This window comes from Natronorubrum halobium (genome assembly GCF_051351675.1).
Taxonomy (GTDB): Archaea; Halobacteriota; Halobacteria; order Halobacteriales; family Natrialbaceae; genus Natronorubrum.
In genome coordinates this window covers 269,066-288,755 of record NZ_CP195595.1, presented here as the reverse complement: position 1 = coordinate 288,755, position 19,690 = coordinate 269,066, and the positions used below count along the sequence as shown (strand labels likewise).

General features: G+C 65.4%; 22 protein-coding genes. 8 read left to right on the top strand and 14 right to left on the bottom strand.

Annotated elements, in window-relative coordinates; genetic code table 11:
• Positions 1-20 precede the first annotated feature (20 nt).
• The 3 genes from ygfZ (at position 21) to ACSFC7_RS01370 (ending at position 3,343) form a co-directional block, all read left to right on the top strand.
• Positions 21-1,130 carry a CAF17-like 4Fe-4S cluster assembly/insertion protein YgfZ gene (gene ygfZ, locus ACSFC7_RS01380; RefSeq protein ID WP_436345977.1) on the top strand — a complete coding sequence of 370 codons (1,110 nt, stop codon included), beginning with the start codon at positions 21-23 and terminating at the stop codon, positions 1,128-1,130.
• 337 nt (positions 1,131-1,467) lie between these two features.
• Entirely contained in the window at positions 1,468-1,887 is a 420-nt protein-coding gene (locus ACSFC7_RS01375; RefSeq protein ID WP_436345976.1) for a hypothetical protein, read from the top strand.
• Positions 1,888-2,002: 115 nt separating this feature from the next.
• The gene (locus tag ACSFC7_RS01370; protein WP_436345975.1) at positions 2,003-3,343 is read left to right on the top strand and encodes a TIGR00341 family protein; all 1,341 of its coding nucleotides are present in this window, start codon (positions 2,003-2,005) and stop codon (positions 3,341-3,343) included.
• Between the two features lie 7 nt (positions 3,344-3,350).
• Here ACSFC7_RS01370 and ACSFC7_RS01365 read toward each other — a convergent pair whose 3' ends face one another.
• A complete protein-coding gene (locus ACSFC7_RS01365) occupies positions 3,351-3,542 on the bottom strand; it encodes a hypothetical protein (RefSeq protein WP_436345974.1) in 192 nt (63 codons plus the stop codon).
• Positions 3,543-3,652: 110 nt separating this feature from the next.
• On the opposite strand from ACSFC7_RS01365, the gene ACSFC7_RS01360 reads away from it, so the two are divergent.
• Positions 3,653-3,928 carry a hypothetical protein gene (locus ACSFC7_RS01360; RefSeq protein ID WP_436345973.1) on the top strand — a complete coding sequence of 92 codons (276 nt, stop codon included), beginning with the start codon at positions 3,653-3,655 and terminating at the stop codon, positions 3,926-3,928.
• A 29-nt stretch (positions 3,929-3,957) separates the two neighbouring features.
• On the opposite strand, the gene ACSFC7_RS01355 is transcribed toward ACSFC7_RS01360, so the two are convergent.
• The 3 genes from ACSFC7_RS01355 to lrp form a co-directional block, all read right to left on the bottom strand.
• Positions 3,958-5,385: an MATE family efflux transporter gene (locus tag ACSFC7_RS01355; RefSeq protein WP_436345972.1), complete on the bottom strand. Its 1,428-nt coding sequence runs from the start codon at positions 5,383-5,385 to the stop codon at positions 3,958-3,960.
• A gap of 112 nt (positions 5,386-5,497) precedes the next feature.
• A complete protein-coding gene (locus ACSFC7_RS01350) occupies positions 5,498-6,586 on the bottom strand; it encodes a geranylgeranyl reductase family protein (protein ID WP_436345971.1) in 1,089 nt (362 codons plus the stop codon).
• Positions 6,587-6,816: 230 nt separating this feature from the next.
• Positions 6,817-7,281: an HTH-type transcriptional regulator Lrp gene (lrp, locus tag ACSFC7_RS01345; RefSeq protein WP_436345970.1), complete on the bottom strand. Its 465-nt coding sequence runs from the start codon at positions 7,279-7,281 to the stop codon at positions 6,817-6,819.
• A 125-nt stretch (positions 7,282-7,406) separates the two neighbouring features.
• On the opposite strand from lrp, the gene ACSFC7_RS01340 reads away from it, so the two are divergent.
• The 4 genes from ACSFC7_RS01340 (at position 7,407) to ACSFC7_RS01325 (ending at position 11,398) form a co-directional block, all read left to right on the top strand.
• A complete protein-coding gene (locus tag ACSFC7_RS01340) occupies positions 7,407-8,243 on the top strand; it encodes a cyclase family protein (protein WP_436345969.1) in 837 nt (278 codons plus the stop codon).
• Positions 8,240-9,235, top strand: coding sequence for a fumarylacetoacetate hydrolase family protein (locus ACSFC7_RS01335; RefSeq protein WP_436345968.1), 996 nt, complete (start codon positions 8,240-8,242; stop codon positions 9,233-9,235). Before ACSFC7_RS01340 ends, ACSFC7_RS01335 begins: the two co-directional genes overlap by 4 nt.
• Positions 9,236-9,387: 152 nt before the next feature.
• Positions 9,388-10,491 carry a hypothetical protein gene (locus tag ACSFC7_RS01330; protein WP_436345967.1) on the top strand — a complete coding sequence of 368 codons (1,104 nt, stop codon included), beginning with the start codon at positions 9,388-9,390 and terminating at the stop codon, positions 10,489-10,491.
• 310 nt (positions 10,492-10,801) lie between these two features.
• Positions 10,802-11,398: a hypothetical protein gene (locus tag ACSFC7_RS01325; protein WP_436345966.1), complete on the top strand. Its 597-nt coding sequence runs from the start codon at positions 10,802-10,804 to the stop codon at positions 11,396-11,398.
• 20 nt (positions 11,399-11,418) lie between these two features.
• On the opposite strand, the gene ACSFC7_RS01320 is transcribed toward ACSFC7_RS01325, so the two are convergent.
• From ACSFC7_RS01320 to phnC, 10 genes are all read right to left on the bottom strand, one after another.
• On the bottom strand, positions 11,419-12,024 hold the full coding sequence (locus tag ACSFC7_RS01320; RefSeq protein ID WP_436345965.1) for a GTP-dependent dephospho-CoA kinase family protein: 606 nt from the start codon (positions 12,022-12,024) through the stop codon (positions 11,419-11,421).
• A gap of 2 nt (positions 12,025-12,026) precedes the next feature.
• Complete coding sequence (gene spt4 / locus ACSFC7_RS01315; protein WP_436345964.1) at positions 12,027-12,224, bottom strand: transcription elongation factor subunit Spt4; 198 nt, start codon at positions 12,222-12,224, stop codon at positions 12,027-12,029.
• A gap of 2 nt (positions 12,225-12,226) precedes the next feature.
• A complete protein-coding gene (locus ACSFC7_RS01310) occupies positions 12,227-12,796 on the bottom strand; it encodes a DNA-directed RNA polymerase (RefSeq protein WP_436345963.1) in 570 nt (189 codons plus the stop codon).
• Positions 12,797-13,189 carry a PIN domain-containing protein gene (locus ACSFC7_RS01305; protein ID WP_436345962.1) on the bottom strand — a complete coding sequence of 131 codons (393 nt, stop codon included), beginning with the start codon at positions 13,187-13,189 and terminating at the stop codon, positions 12,797-12,799.
• Positions 13,190-13,205: 16 nt separating this feature from the next.
• The gene (locus ACSFC7_RS01300; protein WP_436345961.1) at positions 13,206-14,438 is read right to left on the bottom strand and encodes a translation initiation factor IF-2 subunit gamma; all 1,233 of its coding nucleotides are present in this window, start codon (positions 14,436-14,438) and stop codon (positions 13,206-13,208) included.
• A gap of 338 nt (positions 14,439-14,776) precedes the next feature.
• On the bottom strand, positions 14,777-15,799 hold the full coding sequence (locus ACSFC7_RS01295) for a glycerophosphodiester phosphodiesterase (RefSeq protein WP_436345960.1): 1,023 nt from the start codon (positions 15,797-15,799) through the stop codon (positions 14,777-14,779).
• Between the two features lie 391 nt (positions 15,800-16,190).
• Positions 16,191-17,180 carry a metallophosphoesterase family protein gene (locus ACSFC7_RS01290; RefSeq protein ID WP_436345959.1) on the bottom strand — a complete coding sequence of 330 codons (990 nt, stop codon included), beginning with the start codon at positions 17,178-17,180 and terminating at the stop codon, positions 16,191-16,193.
• Entirely contained in the window at positions 17,181-17,981 is an 801-nt protein-coding gene (phnE, locus tag ACSFC7_RS01285; RefSeq protein WP_436345958.1) for a phosphonate ABC transporter, permease protein PhnE, read from the bottom strand.
• The gene (phnE, locus tag ACSFC7_RS01280) at positions 17,981-18,826 is read right to left on the bottom strand and encodes a phosphonate ABC transporter, permease protein PhnE (protein ID WP_436345957.1); all 846 of its coding nucleotides are present in this window, start codon (positions 18,824-18,826) and stop codon (positions 17,981-17,983) included. The genes phnE (ACSFC7_RS01285) and phnE (ACSFC7_RS01280) overlap by 1 nt, the downstream gene beginning before the upstream one ends.
• Positions 18,826-19,686, bottom strand: a complete 861-nt coding sequence (gene phnC / locus ACSFC7_RS01275) for a phosphonate ABC transporter ATP-binding protein (RefSeq protein ID WP_436345956.1) — start codon at positions 19,684-19,686, stop codon at positions 18,826-18,828. The genes phnE (ACSFC7_RS01280) and phnC overlap by 1 nt, the downstream gene beginning before the upstream one ends.
• Positions 19,687-19,690: the final 4 nt, after the last annotated feature.

Here is a 19,690-nt window from a genome sequence, read left to right as displayed (position 1 = left end):
CCAGGCTCCTCTGGAGAGGCATGAGCGTCATCGAGTCTATTCATACCGATCACGGCGCGACGTTCGGCGAGCGTGACGGCCGAACGATCGTCGAGCACTTCGGCCGCCCCGAGCGAACGCACCGCGCGGTCCGCAACGGCGTCGGCCTGCTCGAGATGGCCTACGGCGTCGTCGTCGTCGAGGGCGACGACCGCCTCGAGTACGTCGACAACGTCGTCTCGAACCGCGTGCCGGCCGAGGACGGCCAGGGCTGTTACGCGCTCGTGTTGGACCCGCAAGGCGGGATCGCTGTCGAGCTCTACGTCTACAACGCGGGCGAGCGCCTGCTGCTCTTCACGCCGCCCGCCGAGGCGGAGCCGTTGGCCGAGGACTGGTCCGAGAAGGTGTTCATCCAGGACGTCGACATCCGCGTCGCGACCGACGAGTACGCGATCTTCGGCATTCACGGCCCCAAGGCCACCGAGAAGGTCGCCAGCGTCCTCAACGGAGCCGGCTCGCCCGACGAGCGCTACTCGTTCGTCCGCGGGACGATGGGCGACGAGGGCGTCACCGTCATCCGGACCGACGCGCTCACCGGCGAGGAGAGCTTCGAAGTGATCTGCGGGGCCGACGACGCCGAAGCCGTCTACGACACCCTGCTGAATCACGGGCTGAACGCCGCGCCCTTCGGCTACCGAAGCTTCGAGAGTCTCGCGCTCGAGGCCGGCTCGCCCCTGTTCGAGACCGAACTCGAGGGCACCCTCCCGAACGTGCTCGGCCTTCGGAGCGCCCTCGACTTCGAAAAGGGCTGTTACGTCGGCCAGGAGGTCGTCTCCCGCGTCGAGAACCGCGGCCAGCCGAGTCGAAAGCTGGTCGGGCTGACGCTCGAGGGGGGCGCAGACGATGCGGGTGCCGACGTTCCGGAGTCGGGTGCCGCCGTCTTCGACGGCGACGCGTCGGTCGGCGAGGTCACGCGCGCGGGCGAGAGCCCGCTGCTCGAGGACGTCATCGCGCTCGCCACGGTCGACTACGGCCTCGAGAGCGATGATCTGACCGTCCGCGTCGGCGGCGAGGAGGTGCCCGCCGTCGTGACCGCACTACCGTTCGTCGAGGGCTCGGATCGATCGGATCGACTGCCCGACTATCAGTGACTGGTTCGTAGTCGCGGACGCCTAATTTTTTCGCCAGGGAACCACAGCACGGTTTTCATCTCATTTTGGACCGACCAAGCCACGTGCGGTGGCGCGTGCTGAACCGGGGCGAACGAACAGTGAGCCGCGGCTCGAAGTCACGCGAGGGATGAATGAACGACCGAAGGGAGTGAGTGAATCGGCTGGGGAGGACGTGGCAATCACTGCCGCCAGCGACAGCAGGTCACTCCTCTCGCGAACTCGTCCCGAAAACAACTCCGTTCCGTTCTCTGTTACCGTCTCTCACTGGAACTGGCCGGCCACACCATCAAGGGCGTCCCGGGCGGGAGTGTTCGGTATGGGCTCGAGTAGCGACACCCCGATCGACGCCGCGACCGATTTCGAGGAACTGTCCGCACGCCTGCGCACGCAGTCGGACGACGCGCCCGGCTCCGACACCGAACACGTGACGATCCGCTCGTTCGACGAAGTCAGCTCCGACTCGCTCTCGGAACTGCTCGAGGCGGGCGAGAACGACGCGTCCGACCCGTCCGATCTCGCGTTCGTGCTCTCGCGGGCCAACGCCGAACTCCTGCTCGAGCGGGAGTTCGACATCGACGACGTCGACGAACTCGAGGACGTGCTCGGCCGGACGGTACAGATCGAAGACGAGATGCCCGACGACACGATCCTGCTGCTAGATCCGGACGCGGTCGACGGCGAGGAGATCCGCGACCCCGACGCCATCGCCTGCGGAATCGTGGGCACCGACCACTGACGCTGCCGATCGGTCGAGCCGCCTCGGTGCGCCGCCGGACACCCGCCTTCTGTCGCCCCGGTCACCCGTCTCCTGCCGACCCCGAAATTATCCACGACTCGAGCGTGATGGCCGTATGCGCTACCTCGAGATCACGGTCCCGGAGGGAAAACGACGAGCGGTCCTCGACATTCTCGAGGCGGAGGGGATCGACTACGTCGTCAGCGACGAGACCAGCGGCAGGGGGTACACCGCAGTCGTCCGGTTCCCGCTGCCGACGCGGGCCGTCGAACCGGTGCTCGACCGGCTGAAGCGAGCCGGTATCGGCGACGACTCCAGCGTCGTCGTGATCAACGCCGAGACGGTCCTCTCCGAACAGTTCTCGACGCTTCGCGACCAGTACAGTCACGGCGGCCAGAAGGGGGCTCGCACCTCGAGACAGGTGCTCCGGACGAAGGCCGACGAACTCACGCCGCCGTTTGCGATCTACGCCGTCATGCTCCTCATCAGCGCCGTCGTCGCCACCGCGGGGCTGCTGGCCGACTCGCCGGCGGTCGTCATCGGCGCGATGGTCATCGCGCCGCTGCTCGGCCCCGCGCTCGCCGCCAACGTCGGCATCGTCACCGGCGACGACCGGCTCAAATCGACGGGATTCCGGTACCAGGTCGTCGGCGTGACGATGGTCGTCGTCGCGTCGATCGGACTCGCCACGCTCGCCCGCCTGGCCGGCCTCGAGCCCGCGGGGGTCGACATCGTCGTCGCCACCGAACTCGAGGAGCGGGTCGCTCCCAACCTGTTCTCGCTTGCGGTCGCCCTCGGGGCGGGAATTGCCGGCATCCTGAGTCTCACGCGGGGCTTCTCCGAGGCCATCGTCGGCGTGATGATCGCCGCGGCGCTGATTCCGCCCTCCGCCGCGGTCGGGATCACGGTCGCCTGGGGGATGTACGGCGCGGCGATCGGCGCCGCCGTCCTCGTCGTCGTCAACCTCCTGTCGATCAACCTCGCCGCCCTGGCGACGCTGTGGATCGCCGGCTACCGCCCGCAGGGACTGTTCGAGGTCGCGCCGACCCGGAAACCGACGTACACCTACGCGACGATCTTCGGCGTCGGACTGCTGGTGCTCGCCGCGCCGCTGGCCGGCGTCACGCTGCTCGATTTCCACACGACCGAACTCGAGTCGTCGGCCGAGGACGAGGTCGACGCGGTGCTCGCGGAGTCCGAGTACGAGCGTCTCGAGAGCGAAGACGTCGCGGTCGAACTCGACGGCGACTACCCGATCCAGTCGGTCGACCGGGTCGTCGTCACGGTCGGCGGCGAGGAGCCCGGTCCGGAGTCGGGGCTCGCCGATCGGCTCTACGAGGCGATCGAACCGCACGGCGACGAGTCACTGACCGTCGAGGTGCAGTACGTCGTCGCCGAACAGCGCGGGGCCGACGGGACGGAACGGATCGCCGTTCGGACCTCGAGCGGCCCGTGAGCGGGGCTCACCTGTTCATCCCTGCGCCGATAGCGACGCCGATGGCGACGCCCATCGGGAGCCACAGCGCCAGGTTGTCCGCCGCGACGCCGATAGCGACGCCGATTCCCATACCGATCGCGATTCCGGCCCCGAGATCCGTCCCGTCGAGACCGTCGTCGCCGTCCCGACCGGTTCCCGACCCCGTTGGTTCTGCCATACCGGACGATGGTGTGCCGAGGTGATAATTATCGCCCCTGTTCGACTCGGTTGCCGAGTGGCATCCGCTGGTCCCAAGGAATTATAGTGATGAAAATCTAACCACTCTTCATGGCCTGTACCGCCGTTCGGAATCGATACGTCGCTCGGTCGACGTGGACGACGTTGAGTTGCAAGATGCTGTCCGTTCTGACCGCCGTCACGGTCCTCGCGTTCGCGGCATCGCTGCTGACCGTTTCGATGGGAACGCCCGACGGGTTCGTCCCGGTCGCGGTCACGTCCATCGGCGTGCTCGTCCTCGGACTCGCACTCGTCCGATGCGTCACGTACTTCGAGCGGCACGGGGTGCCGGTTCTCGAGTCCCCGACTCGACGCACTGCCGAGTAACACCCGAGACGACGAGCTTCGACCGTCTCCTATCCGCTCTCAGCCGAGGGGCGGTACCGCCGACTCACGACCTTCCAGCGGCCGCGTCGGAACAGCCAGTAGTTGATCCCGCCCGGCACGCTCGTCTCGAGCAACAGGGCGAGATAGAGCCCCCAGATACCGAGCGGGGTGACCAGTCCGAGCACGGCCGCCGGGACGGCAAAACCGTACCGTCCGATCAGCGCGGCGACGAACGGCCAGCGCGTGTCGCCGGCGCCGAGCAGCGCCCCCGCCGCGGCGCCGTCGATCCCGAAGCCGATCGAACTGATCGCGCCCGCGGCGACGAACGTGGCCGCCAGTGCCACCTCCTCGCTCCCGACGAACAGACTCGCGATCGGGTCCGCGAAGACGACGACCAGCGCGGCCAGTCCGGTGTAGAGGACGGCAGAGAGTCGGATGATCGCCGCGCCGTAGGCTCCCGCTTCGTCCTCGTCGTTCGATCCGAGCTGTTGGCCCACGAGCGAACTCGAGGCCAGCGAGAGCCCCCAGTTGACGCTGTTGATCAGGCTGCGGACGCGGCGGCCGACCTCGAGGGCCGTAACGACCACGGGACCGAACGTCGCGGCGATCCACAGCAGCGGGAAGACGACGACCCCCTGGGCGAGTCGGCGACCGATTTCGGGCGTCGAGATTTCGACGACTTGCCGGAGGAGCGCGGGCTCGATCCAGCCCCCGGACCGCGTGACGGGGACGGGACTGGGCTCCATCCCGAGCGCGCCGTAGGACCGTCCCATCATGCCCCACCCGAGGACGACGGTGACGAATCCCGTCGAGAGCGTCGTGCCGATCGCCGCGCCGGCGACCCCGAGGTCGAACCCGAAGATGAGGATCGCGCTCAGAACGACGTTGAGTACGGCACCGCCGGCGCGGGCGACCATCTCCGTGAACGTGTCGCCGACGCCCGTGTAGGTCCGGCTGGCGATCAGGTTGAGTAACTCGAAGAGCACGGCCGGCGCGACGAAGACGAGGTAGGTGCTCCCGTGCTCGAGCGACGCCGGTTGAGCGTCGAAGAGCCCGATCAGCGAGTCGGCGAACAGGAGAAAGACGGCGACGACCGGCAGTGCGATCGCGGTCGCGAGCAGGACGCTCTGTGTCACCACGAGCGAGGCCCGGTCGGTCTCCTCGCCGCCGTAGTTCTGGGAGACGAGACTCACCGTCCCGCCGGCCAGTCCCAGTCCGACCATCGTGACGATCTCCCAGAACGCGAGCGCGTACGCCAGTCCCGCGGTTCCCGCCGTCCCGATCGCGATGCCGACCATCGCGAGGTCGGCCGTCTGCTTGGACATGATCGCGAACCCGGTCACGATCCGGGGCCACGCCAGTTCCGCGGTCGGACGGAACCGCTCGGCGTCGATGATCCCGAGGCGCTCGAGCGCCCTCGCGACGAACTCGACTGCAGCCGCCTGCAGGCCTGTCATCTACTGGTCGTTTCGGGACGGGCGCCTTCGGTCTGTCGGCTGCGGTTCCAACGCGGTCGGGGAGTGCGAGTTCCGGTGACGGGAGAGAATCGATCGGAGCGACGACGGACGGCTACCGGAGCCTCGAGAGCAGCGTTTTGAGGTGCGTCGGCGAGACGAGCGACGTCGGCCGGTCCATGTGGACGCCGATCTCGCCGGAGAGCGCGCCGAGTCCGACGTGTTGGACGGGTTCGGGGAGCGAGTAGGCCTGGCGGAGATAGTGGCCGAGTTCCTGTTCGCGTTCCAGGTCGTCGCGCCAGGCGTGTTCGTAGGCCGCGAGCGTGGTCGGACGGTCGGGATCGATCTCGCGGACGGCGTGGTCGGCGCTGGTCATGCTGTAGAGGATGCCGCCGCCGGTGAAGGGCTTGGTCTGGGCGGCCGCGTCGCCGATGAGGAACGCACGGCGGGTCGTAACTCGGTCCGGTGGCCCGATCGGAATCGGGCCCGAACAGCGGTGCGAGACGTCGATCTCGTAGCCGTCGATCAGTTCCTCGAAGTGCTTGGTGACCTGGACGCCCGGCGGTGCCGCGAGGCCGTACTCGACGCCGGCATCGCCGCGAGGGATGCGCCAGGCGAAGAACGTCGGCGCCGTGAGGTGGACGTCGACGAAGTCCTCGTGGTCTTCCTCCTCGGAGAACGCCAGCACGCCGTGGAGGAGTTCGTCGGGTTCGGGGAGGTCGAGTTCGTCCCGCACTCGCGACCGGGCCCCGTCACAGCCGGCGAGCATCTTCGCCTCGAACTCGACGGTGCCGTCGGGGCCGCTCGCGACGACTTCGACGCGGTCGCGGCGTTCGGTGACCGCCGTGACGGTGTGTTCCTCCCGGACGTCCGCGCCCGCCTCGCGTGCCAGATCCGCGAGGTGGCGGTCCAGCCCGACGCGGTCGATGACGTTCGACGCGACCTCGTGCTTGTAAAACGGGTAGGCCTCGCTGTGCGGCCCGCCGACGTGAAATCGCGCGCCGTAGACCTCGTTCTGGAACAGTTCCTCGCGCGCGTCCTCGCCGGAGAACTCCCAGATGTCCGTGCTGACGTGTCCCGAACAGGCCAGCGGCTCGCCGATCCGTCCCTTCTCGAGAGCGAGGACGTCGTAGCCGTCTTCGGCGGCCCGACGGGCGAAGCGCGCTCCCGGCGGTCCGACGCCGACAACGACGAAATCGTACATGGTTATGGGGTTCTCGTGAGCGTGTAAATACCTTCTCGAGATTCTCTCGGCCGTGTCGACGATCGCGCTCGACGCAGGTCGCGTCGGATCGAGCGCCCGTCGCCGCTGCGTTCGAATCCCGGGTCCGTCGGCTCTGCGATCCGGAACCGGATCTCGAGGACTCAGACGGCGCTATCGGTGTGCCTACGGGCGTGCGAGTGATCCGCTCCTGATTCGAGAGCCGCTCTCGGTTACTCTTCGTCCCCGGCGTTGAGTTCGAACTGTTCGTTCTCGGCGACGGTGTTGAGGACGATGCTCGTGTTCGACTGGTTGATGTCCGGATCGGTGATCAGGGTCTTGATCTGGTCGTTCATGTCGTCCGTGTCCTCGAACTTGCCGATCGCGATCACGTCGTAATCGCCCGTGACCTCGTAGACCGAGATCATCTGCCGGTGGTCGCGGAGCGTCTCGGTGATCTCGGGGAGCGCGTGGCCCTCGGCTTTGAGCTGCATGATCGCGGTGACGTCGTAGCCTACTGCGTCGTAGTTGACTTTCGGCGTGTAGCCCTCGATCACGCCCTCGTCCTCGAGATCCGAGAGGTGGTTGGAGACCGTCGTGACCGAGACGTCGAGCTCTTCGGCGAGGCTGCGGAGACTCGCGCGACCGTTGTCGAGAAGTTCGTTTACCAGATCGTCATCCAGTGTTTCGTACGTCATTGTACAATATCAATCACTCTTTGTATTAGGAGGTTACGAATATCCAGTTCTACTCGCTCCCCGTGTCGTCGTCACAGTCGATCGTCGCAGTCAGTTTCAAATAGGTGCTCCAAATCGTGACTACCATGAGCGGATTGGTGACAGCCGACGATGCAACGTTGATCGATCTGAGCATCGGTCTCGAGGACGACCCGCCGAGCGAGCCGATGCCGCCGTCGATCGACGCGTTCGGCCACGAAGCCGGCGCCGAGCGCCTCGCGGAGAACCTCCGCGGACTCGGCCACGACGTCGAGGCGAGCGACTTTCCCGACGGGATGGGGCTGGCCTGGGAGGACCTCGAGATCATCCCCCACGCCGGCACCCACCTCGACGCCCCCTGGCACTACGGACCCGAGGTCGACGGCGAACCGGCGAAGACGATCGAGGAGATCCCCCTCGAGTGGTGTCGCGGCAACGCGGTCGTGCTCGACGTCCGGTGGAAAGAGCCCGGCGAGGAAATTTCCGTTGCGGATCTCGAGGGCGCCCTCGACGACCTGAATCACGAGCTCTCGTCCGGAGAGATCGTCCTGATCCAGACGGGGGCCGACGAGCTGTGGGGCACGCCCGACTACCTCACCCAGTTCCCCGGCATGAGCGCCGCAGGGACGAAGTATCTCGTCGAGCAGGGCGTGAAGGTCATCGGAACCGACGCCTACGGCTTCGACAAGCCGTTCACCGCGATGGGCGAGCGTTACGTCGAGAGCGGCGACGAGGCGGAGCTGTGGCCGGCTCACTTCGCCGGCCGCGAGGTCGAGTACTGCCAGATCGAGAAGATGGCGAACCTCGACGAACTGCCGCGGAAGACCGATATTCCGATCGTCGCGTTCCCGATCAAGATCGAGGGCGGCAGCGCGGGGTGGGTTCGTCCGGTCGCGTTTATCGAAGACGGGAACGACGCGAACTCCGGAGGTGAAACCGAATGAAACTCGCCACCTTCGAAGTCGAGACGCCCGTCGGTCCCGTCGAGCGCGTCGGCGCCGTCGCCGAAGCGACTGAAGATCGGGATACCGCTGCGGGGGAGGCCACGCTCGTCGACCTCACCGCCGCCTACGGCGCAGCCCTCGAAGCCGAGGGAGAACCCGCGCCGGCGGACCTCGCCCACGCCCACGTCCCGCCGGAGATGATCGCCTTCCTCGAGCGCGGTAATCGAGCGATCGAGGACGCCAGGGAAGCTCTCGAGTACGCGGCCGAGACCGACGCCGAGCGCAGTCCCGGCGGGGCGAAGATCCGGTACGAAGCCGGGGAGTACGACCTGCTCGCGCCGCTTCCCCGACCGAACTCGCTGCGGGACTTCATGGCTATCGAGGAGCACGTGCAGAACAGCATGGACGGCGAGATCGACGACGTCTGGTACGAACTGCCGGTCTACTACAAGGGCAACGCCGACAGCGTCGTCGCGCCCGGCGAGACGATCCGGTGGCCCGCGTATTCGTCGATCATGGACTACGAACTCGAGATCGCGGCCGTGATCGGGAAACGGGGTCGGGATATTCCCGCCGAGGAAGCCGAGGAATACATCGCCGGCTACACCGTCTTCAACGACTTCAGCGCTCGCGACATTCAGGGCGAGGAGATGAAGGGACGACTCGGCCCGGCGAAGGGGAAGGACTTCGCGAACGGCCTCGGCCCGTACGTCGTCCCCCTGGACGATATCGATATCCTCGAGGCCCCGATGACCGCACGGATCGACGGCGAGGTCTGGTCGGAGGGCACCGTCGACGAGATGTACCACTCCTTCGCCGACATCGTCGAGCACGTCTCCCAGTCCGAGACGCTCCATCCGGGCGACGTCATCGGTAGCGGGACCGTCGGCGAAGGCTGCGGGCTCGAGTTAGGCCAGTGGCTCGAGGACGGGTCGACCGTGGAACTCGAAATCGAGGGGATCGGCGTGCTCGAGCACACCGTCGTGGAGTGAGGGCGCGACGGAACGACGGGGCTCGATCCGTCGCTGCTCGAGACGTTTCGATCGGTGGGACGCTATCGTTCGTTGTTATAAACAGCCGGTGATAACTCAGCAAATATCTATTACGGATACTGAAATTGCGCTAGAACACACCGTCTGGACCAATGACCGATCGATCCTCCCTCGTGGCCGCGTGCCTGGTCGTCCTGGTCGTCGCGAGCCTTCCGGCCGGAGCGTACTCCGCCGCATCGAGTTCGACGCCGAACGCGTCTCTCCAGCAGGAAGCCGAAGACGCCGAAGTCCTCGACTCGCTGGGCTGTCTTCCGTCGCCGGCGCTCCGAGATATCTCGATGAACGTCTACAGACAGGAGTCGACGAACCTCCAGACGCAGGGCGGGACTGTCGCGTCGACCAGTACCGGCCCCAAGGACGAGCAGGAAACGTTCGAGATCGAGTCCGGGTCGATCTCCGCCAGCACCATCTGTTTCAGCGCCTCGGACGACGAGCGAGAGAGCGTCGAACTCCAGCTCAACGACGTCGAGTTCGAAGACACTTCGCTGACCGGCCCGTGGACCGACGTCGAGTTCGAGCAGGGTGAGGCGGACTCGATGACAGTCGTTCTCCCGCCCGAGGAGGTGCTGAGTCTCCTGGTGCAGATCCCCGGTTCGATCGACGTGATCGAGACGATCAAAGACCTGTTCGGTATCGACGGGTTCGAACTCGACGAAACGGATCCCGCATCGAACGAAACCGACAACGATTCGACGGACGAGGATGGCGATGTCGTGAACGACACGACGGACGAGACCGGCGACACGGTAGAGAATACGACGGACGAGATCGGCGACACGGTAGAGAACACGACGGACCCGGTCGACGGTGCCGTGAATAACACCACCGACACGGTCGATGATACGGTAAACGAGACGACAGACACGGTCGATGATACGGTGAACGAGACGACAGACACGGTCGATGATACGGTGAACGAGACGACAGACACGGCTGATAATACGGTGAATGAGACGACGGACACAGTCGACGGTGTCGTAAATGACACGACGGAGACGGTCGACGACACCGTGGACGATACGCCGGACGAGGTCGACGATACCGTCAACGATACCACCGACGCGGTCGACGACACCGCGGACGAGACGACGGACGCGGTCGACGACACCGTGGACGAGACGACGGACGCAGTCGACGGTGTCGTCGATACCACGACGGATCTCCTCACCGTCTCGGCCGATTCCCCCTTCGGATAGCGACCGCCGTGACCGGCGATCGATCGTCCCGGTAGTCGAACGCGACGTAGCCGAACCGCGACGCAGCCGGTCCCGTCTCTCTCTCACCGCTTCGATACTGGTTCTCTCAGCGCCGATCGGTTACGACACCTCACGGATCACGGTTCGTCAGCGGTCGGTCCGAAGGGACATCGATTTCGAATGGCGAACCATCGCCGTCGGTTACGCCAGTACTCGCCGTTCCGATACGGTGAGTATCCGACTCCTTATATAGGCCCTCGGATACGCGCGCGAATTTATAACTATACATTTATTGGAATGGCTTACACTCGTGCCAATTGATCGAAAACGCTTCCTCGTCGGGTTCCTCGTCACGAACGTCGTCATGGTCGGCGTCGTAGCGGGGATGGTCTCGGCCGGCGTCGGCGCCGCGGTCCCGGCCGCCGGTGTCGGAACCTTCACCATCGAGTTCGACGAGCTGCGGGGAGAGGAGTTCGAGCAGCGCTCTGCGATGGATAGTACCGACAGCTGCGGACGCTATTCGGTCAACGTCGCCCAGATGGACAGCGGGACGATCGAGGGCCTCCACCTCTACAAAGACGTCGAGATGCCTATCGGCGACACGGTCCGGGTGTCGATCGAGTCGGAGAGCGCCGACTTCCAGGGACTCAACCAGCAGTTCACGCACCTCGAGGGCGACATCGCGTTCGACGAGGACCAGGTTACCGAATACGACACCGAAAGCGACCAGATGCGGATCTCGGCCTCGAGCATCACCATCGAGGACGGCACGATTCACACCGATAGCCAGTTCATCACGCAGCTCTCGCTCGACGAACTCAGCGTCGACACGATACAGAACCCCGACGACGACGCCCCGGAACCTCCTGAAACCGATTGTCTGTCGGAGAACAGTACTGCGGCATAAGATCGTCCTTCCTGCGCCGGTTACGCGTCAGTATCGGACTCGAGCAGGTCCCAAAACCGCTCCGTATCGCCCTCGAAGCGCTCGAGCAACGCACGCATCTCCGTTCGGTGGTCGTCACTCACTTTCACGTGGACCATGCCCTCGTCGGGCTGACCGTAGACGACGCTAGCCCCCTCTGGCGCGGCGACGATCGCGGGCAGGGCGACCAGATCCTCCTCGCCCTCGACGAGGATCGTCGTCGGCTCGTCGCTCGCGAGGCCCTCGAGCAGCGCCTCGATCACCTCGGCGGAGATCTCAGCGGGCGGGTTGACGGCCTCGAGGTGCGTCGATTCGGTGACGGTCTTCCGAATCTCCTCGTCGACGGCCGACCGTTTGGTCCGCTCGTCGACGAGCGCGACATCCGGCGCGCGGCCGGCCTGCAGGAAGTGATAGGTGACGACGTCGCCGACGGCGATCAGCGGGCCGTCGACGCCCTCGAGCAGAACGTCGGCGTCGGTCTCGATCGGGCCCATCGGCTCCTTGAGTTCGTGGCGGAGGTCGTCGGGCAGAACCAGTAGCTGGTCGTCGACGTCGGCGGGCGCCGCGTCGTCGTTCGACGCGGAGGCGTCGTTGTCGTCGCGAGTCACGGTTACCGGACTTTCAGCGCGTACGCGCCGGGTTCGGTGACCTGCATCTCGGTCGCGATTTCGCTCTCCTCGGGGTGGGCGATGACGACGTAGCCGGCCCAGTCCTCGGTCAGCGACGAGGAGTTACAGGCGTCGCAGGTCTCGTTGTCCGGTTCGTTGACCCGGTGACACTCGCGACAGACGAGCCGATCCGATGCCATGGTTATTCACCTGCAGCCGCTTCCTGCTTCTCGTGGTCTTCCTCGAGCCAGCCGTGTTTGCCGAGGCCGGGCTGTTTGGCCGTCAGGCCGATCTTCGAGTCGCGCGGATTGCGCTCGTCGATGCTCTTGGTGACGATTCGTGCGCGGACGGCGTCGTCGACGCCCAGCGTCCGGTTGGATTCGTTCGAGGCGAGCTGCTGGTTCTCGCCGTCGTAGGCGAGGTACTCGTCGCTGATCTGGGAAACGTGCAACAGCCCGTCGACGGGGCCGATGCCGACGAAGGCGCCGAACTCGACGACTTCGACGACGGTGCCGTCGACGACTTCCTGCATCTGTGGATCGAACGTGACGGCGTCGAACTCGGCCTCGTAGTAGACGCCCGGCCGATTCGGCAGCACCGTCCCTTCACCGATGTCGTGAACATTGGTGACCGAGACGACGCTGCCGACCTGTTCGTCCATGCGCCCCTCGAGTTTGTCCTGCAGCAGTCGCTTCACGAGGTCCGGCGAAACGTCGCCGAGTTCCTCGGGCGGTACTTCTACCGTGTCCGTTAGGGTGACCCGCTTGTACATCTATGGTTGAGTGATCGCTAACTTGTTTCTCCCGCGTAATGCAATTACCGGTACACTCGCCTCGAGTATCCGGTCGCCCAGCGGGCGGTCGTTCGTGACGACGTAGTCGACGGTGCCCTCGCGGGCGAGTTCGACCAGCGCGTCGTCGGCGTACGATGCCTCCGTGTCGACGACGAGACAGCGTTCGGTCGCCAGGTCGTGCCCGACGTTCGCGGCCGTCCCTTCGGTGCCGCCCTTCTCGGAGAGGCGGCGTAGTTCTTCGACGACGGCCTGCGGGGCCGTCGCCTCGTACGAATCGACGACTCGATCGAGTTCGTCGAACAACCGAACGTCGAGTTCGACCGGCATCATGAGTGCACTCGTATCGAGCGCAACCCGCGTCGGCGTGCTCATTCGTCGTTCGTCCGCGTTACTCCGTGAGCGTTCCGAGCCCGATCAGCCGCCAGCGCGCGCCGATACGGCGGTTGATCGCGATCTTCGCTCCCGGTTCGGCGGCGACGGGTCGTTTGAGGTTGACCTCGCACTCGCCCTCGCGAGCGCTGGTGACCGCGCCCACGGTCGTCGCCGTCCCGACGGTCATCATCAGCGGTTCGCCGGTGCTGATCTCGTCGACCGTCTCGCCGCTTTCGGCGCCGACGACGCGCTCAAGCAGGTCGACCTCCATGGTGAACTCCTGCCACGTCGGCGGGAGCGATCCGGGCGGGCCGGCCAGTCGGCCGGCCAGCGCGTCACCCTTCGTCAGTGCCGGGTCGAGTCCGGTTCCGACGCCGAGCAGTCCGCCCGGGCTGACGGTGTCGACCGTTTCGCCGCCGGCCTGCAGCGAGCGGATCGTCGTCTCGATCGGGACGTACTCGGTCTGGCCGCCCTCCTCGACTTCGCGGCCGGGCCGAATCTCGATCTCGTCGTCGACCTCGAGTTGGCCCTGCACCAGGCTGCCCCCGAGGACGCCGCCGGCGAGATCCTCGTAGGTCGTCCCCGGTTTGTTGATGTCGAAACTGCGGGCGACGTGCATCCGCGGATCGGCGTCGGGGTCCCGATCGGGAGTGGGGATCTCCTCCTCGATCGCCTGAATCAGCAGGTCCATGTTGACCTCCTGGCCGGCCGAGACGGGAACGACGGGCGCGCCTTCGGCGACGGTCCCTTCGACGAACTCCTGGATCTGCTCGTAGTTGTCTCGAGCGGTCTCGCTGTCGACGAGGTCGACCTTGTTCTGGGCGATGACGATGTTGTCGATGCCGATAATGTCGAGTGCCATCAGGTGCTCTTCGGTCTGGGGCTGTGGGACGGGCTCGCTGGCGCTGACCACCAGCACGGCGCCGTCCATCAGCGAGGCACCCGAGAGCATCGTCGCCATCAGGGTCTCGTGACCCGGGGCGTCGACGAACGACACGGTCCGCAGCGGCTCGCTCTCCGAGCCGTCCGGACACTCCTCCTCGACGGTGTAACACTCGGGCTCCTCGACCCCCTCGCAGTAGCGGAACGTCGCGTCCGCGTAGCCGAGTCGGATGGAGATCCCGCGTTTCATCTCCTCTGAGTGCTGGTCAGTCCACGATCCGCTGAGTGCCTGTACCAGCGTCGTCTTGCCGTGGTCGACGTGACCGACGAGCCCGATGTTCACCTCCGGTTGTTGAGTTCCTGCCATAAGACGGTAAGTAATCTTAGGTAGGCCTATCCCCGTGCGCTTGATAAACCTACTGTTCTGGTCTCTCCGGATCGGGCCGACGAGGGTTCCTGCAGCGGATCACGGACGTCATACTGACTGACTGAGTAAGTGACTACTCCCGTCGCGTCTGCGCGGAAAACCCACCTGGAATCGTGCGAATTCCCCGAACGAACGCTCCGGCCGGGCCGGTTCCGGTGACGGACGACGAGATCGTACTCCTTGTTCGAGTGCGCGCGAGCGACTCGCCGCTGGCACCTCCTTCTCGAACCGGCCGTCTCTCGTCACAGAAAAACGGGTCGGGAATCCGTTCAGCAGTACTACCGCCGGAGCGCTCCCCAGCGCACGACCCCGGCGTAGTCGAGAAACAGCCCGTCGACACCGGCCTCGAGAAGCCGCTCGACCTCGTACCAGGTGTCGATCGTCCAGACGTTGACCGGGAGGTCCCGAGCGTGGGCTTCGGCGACGAGATCGACGCTCTCGTAGGCGTCGTCGTCGAAAAACGGCGTGCCGGAGATCATGTCCATCGGCGGGTTGATCCCTGCCGTATCGTACTCGTCGGTGACGTCGAGTCCCTCCCGGATGGACCCCGAGAGGAGATACGCCGCCGGAACGTCGGGGGCGATATCCCGCACCGTCGCGAGCGCGCCCTCCCAGAACGTCGAGAACAGGAGTTCGTTCCGAGAGTCGGTGGCGACGTCGACCACGGTCTCGAGCCACGCCCACGCGTCGCGTTCGGCGTCAGGATCGTCGACCCGACCGAACTGGACGTCGGGGGAGCCGGCTTTGATATCGATGTTGACGCCGACGCTGGGCGGGATGGCGTCCATTGATTCGGCGAGCGTCGGGATGGTCTGGCCGCTCTCGAGTACCTCCGCCGAGAAGACGTCCGCCGAGGGGGTCTCGTAAATCACGCCGTCCGTATCGGTCAGCCCACCTATCTCCTCGTCGTGGAAAACGGCGATGTCACCGTCAGCGGTGGGGTAAACGTCCAGCTCGATCCAGTCTGCACCCCGTCGCGCAGCGGCGTCGTTCGATCCGCCTCGAGCCGCCTGTTCGAACGCCGCGACGGTGTTCTCGGGGTACGTGTCGGCGTACCCTCGGTGGGCGATGACGGTCGCGCGGTCGTTGCGGGCCTTGCGGCCGGCACCAGCGTCGTCGCCGCGTTTCGCCTTGCCGTTTCCGCCGCTCGCACCGGCGGTCCCGACGACCGCACTGCCGGCAGCTGCTGCAGTCGCTCCGGCGACGAACTGCCGTCGGTTGAGGATACTTCCGTTCCGCTGATCGGTGGATTCTGCGCCGTTTCCATCGGACTGAGTCGTCTCGCTATCGGTTTCCGGCATGCATCGCCGAATATATCGGACCGCACGATAGTCTCTTATAATAGTACTATAGCGACGAAATATCTAGCAATGGATCTGTTGTGAAATACTACCGCTCCCGACGGCTCCCTCTTCGTACATCGAGTACGTACAGTATGCGTCTGAGAGAGACCGCTACTGACCGGTTACGTATCGAAGCTCCCTCGGGACGACGAAACGGCGCTGAATCGCGTGCCTCCGATCGAATCGCTTCTCACTCGAGGACGAACGTCCCGCGCCCCTCGAGAACGACGTCATCCATATCGAACGGCATGCACTCGGAGTCTCATACGGTCTGTTGTAAGTCATTTTCGGAGCAACCGCGAGCCGGCCTGTGGTTGCTCCGGTAAATCGTTACAGCAGACCGTATCAGTCACGACTGGAATCGTCGTCTCCGACCCGTCGTCGACGACGATTGCGTTCGATCGGCAGTCGCATCGACCAACGGTGCCGCAGTGAGCGTTTCGTCGACGAGCCGTGCGAAGGTGTGACGGAGGGGCGACCCTGCGACCATCGCGTCGTACGCTTCCTGCCGATCGTCGACTCCTGCGTGCGGCACGAGCCTGACCGTCGTTCCCTGGCCGTCGATATCGAGCACGAGGTGTGCCAGCGGATAGGCGCACGCTGCCGGCGCGATCAGCTGTGTGAGCGAGCCAGCGCTCACCGTCGCCGGGATGTGGTGGTGACCGGAGATCACGAGCGGAACGCCGTGGCGATCGAGCAACTCGAAGACCGTCTCACCGTTCCGAAGCGAGAACGTCTGCCACGGCGATCGCCGGACGACGTCGCTCTCGAGAATCGGTAACAGGTTGTGGTGGAACGCGACGACCGGGTTCGGAACGACCTGCAACGTCGTCTCGAGCCACTCGAGTTGCGGTCGAGAGAGCGCGCCGCGGTGTTCGTCCTCGAGCGAGCCGTCGGGGACCGTCGCGGTGTTACAAACCACGAGATCGATCCCGCCGACGGATTTCACGAACGGCAACGGCTCCGGCGCGTACCGGTCCTCGAACGACGAGACGGACGGCGTTTCGTGTTCGTCGCCGGCTTTCGGGACGTCGTGGTTTCCGGGCGTGGCGACGAACGGTGCCTCGAGGTCGGCGACGAGGTCGTCGAATCGATCGAAGTTCCACGGTTCGCCGTCCTTCGTGAGATCGCCGTCGAAGCAGACGAGGTCGGGTTCGGCGGCGTTCAGCAGTTCGATCGCCGTGGCCGCTCGGTCCTCGGTTCGGTGGAACAGCCGGTCAGTTCCGCGGGCCCTGGTCGCGACGTGGAGATCGGAGAGCACGGCCAGCCGAACCGGCTGCTCGGTCGTCGGTCGGGCGAGGCGTGCGAGAACGATCCCGTCCGAATCGATCGGAACCATCTATCGCACCTTCTGTCGGGCGTACGCCGACACGAGTTCGCTCACGATCACGACCGCGAGGATCGCGATGAGGATGGTCAACACCGCCTGCCAGTCGAAGGCGTTGATCCGGTTGTTGAGTTCGGTACCGATACCGCCGGCCCCGACGAGACCGATGATCGTCGCCTCGCGCACGTTGATATCCCAGCGGTACATCGCGAGGCCGACGAACGGGGCCTTGATCTGCGGAACGACGCCGTAGATGAGAACGTTGAGTCCGCCGCTTCCCGTCGCGGTGACCGCCTCGACGGCGCGGTCGTCGATCTCCTCGATCTCCTCCGCTAGCAGCTTGGCGATGAAGCCGATCGATCGGAAGGTGATCGCGAGGATGCCGGCGAGGACGCCAGGCCCGAACATGATGACGAAGAGCAACGCCCAGATGATCGAGTGAACCGATCTCGAGGAGGCGATGACGACCTTTCCGAGGCCGTACGCCAGACGGTTCGGGGTCGTGTTTCGGGCCCCGATATAGGCGACCGGGAGCGCGAGGACGATCGCGGCGAGCGTCCCGACGACGGCGATGTTGACGGTGTGCACCATCGGCGTCACGATCTCGTTCGCGGAGGCCGTATCCGGCGGGACCATCCGCCCGAGGAGGTTTCCGATGTTCGCCGGCGCCGTCTCGATGTACTCGTATCTGACCTCGAGCGCGCGCCAGGAGGCGGCGGTGAGGACGAGGACACCGAGGAGTGCGGTGAAGCGGAGGAGTCTGGTCGTCGAATCGTACCGTTCCCACTCGGCGTAGCCATCAGCGCTCGCCATCACTGGGCCCTCCGTCGAGCGGAGGCGCTGAGAACCTCTCCCAGCACGACGAACGCGATGATCGTGAGCAGGATCGCCAGACTGAAGTCGTACTCGTAGGTGTCGAATGAAGTGTTCAGGGCCGATCCGATCCCGCCGGCACCGACGACGCCGAGGATCGTACTCGCCCGGAGGTTGATGTCCCACCGGTAGATCGTCAGTCCGATCGCCCGCGGTAACACCTGTGGCAGGACGCCGTAGAGCAGCACCAACAGCGGTCCGGCACCGGTCGCACGGACCGCGTCGAGTCTCGAGGAATCGATATCCTCCAGGTCCTCCGCCAGCAGCTTCGCGAAGAAGCCCGGCGTCGCGAAGACGAGCGCGAGAACGCCTGCGAGTGCCCCGAAACCGAATCCGACGACGAAGACGATGCCGACGATGAGTTCGTGCATCGCTCGCGTTACCGAGACGATCGATCGACCCACGTAGTAGACGGGTCGGGGGACGAGGTTCTCGGCAGCCATGACGGCGATCGGGATGCTGATGACGACGCCGGCGACGGTCGCGACGATCGACATCGCGAGCGTCTCGAGCATGCCGTCGTAGATCCGCCAGAACCGCTGATCGGTCTCGATGCCGCTCGCGGAGACCGTGATGCCGAAGTCCGGTGGGTACATCCCCTCGAGAACGACGCCGCCCTGTTCGAGCCCGTACACGAACCGGTCGAAAGAGACGCGCGCCTCCCAGAGGTTCCACAGGATGAAGACGGTCCCGATCGCGTAGACGAACCACTTCACTGCGCGGTTGTAGAACGCCGTCGGTCGCTGCCACTCGGAGTCGTACTGCTTGGTTGCCGACGTTGCCATCACTGATCCTCCGCGACGGACTCTCCGGCGATTCGACCCCCGTCGGCAGTCGTTCGTTTTCGACGGTCACGGGAATTCCCGCGCTCGGCGTCGACGCGCTCCGCGTCGTCCGAATCGCGCGGTTCTCCGCCCCGATAGATCCGATCCATCACCGCCTCGTCGAGGTCGTCCGGAGCGCCATCGAACACGAGTTCGCCCCCGGCGAGGCCGACGATTCGATCCGCGTACTCGACCGCAAGCGCCACCTCGTGGATGTTGATAATGATGGGAATCTCGTCGGATCGTGCGATCTCGGTCAACAGCTCCATCACGGCGCGGGAGGTCTCGGGATCGAGACTCGAGGTCGGCTCGTCGGCGAGCAGGATCTTCGGCCGCTGGAGGACTGCACGGGCGATCCCGACTCGCTGTCGTTGGCCGCCCGAGAGCTCGTCGGCTCGATCGTTCTCGTGGCCGGCGAGTCCGACTCGATCGAGCGTCTCGTAGGCGTACTGCACGTCTTCGGACGGGAAATTTCGACGGAATCCCTGCCACGGACTGAGGTAGCCGAGTCGACCCGAGAGGACGTTCTCCATCACGGTGAGTCGTTCGACCAGCGCGTACTCCTGGAAGATCATCCCGATGTCGCGGCGGGCGGTCCGGAGCTCGCGCTTCGAGAGCGACGTGAGTTCGGTTCCGTCGAGGACGATCTCGCCGTCCGTCGGTTCCGTGAGCCGGTTTACACACCGAATGAGGGTACTCTTCCCTGCTCCGCTCGGCCCGATCACCGCGACGACCTCGTTGCCGTCGACCTCGAACGAGACGTCGTCGAGCGCGCGATCGCCCGTCTCGTAGGTCTTTCCCAGCGCGGATACAGAGAGCATCGTC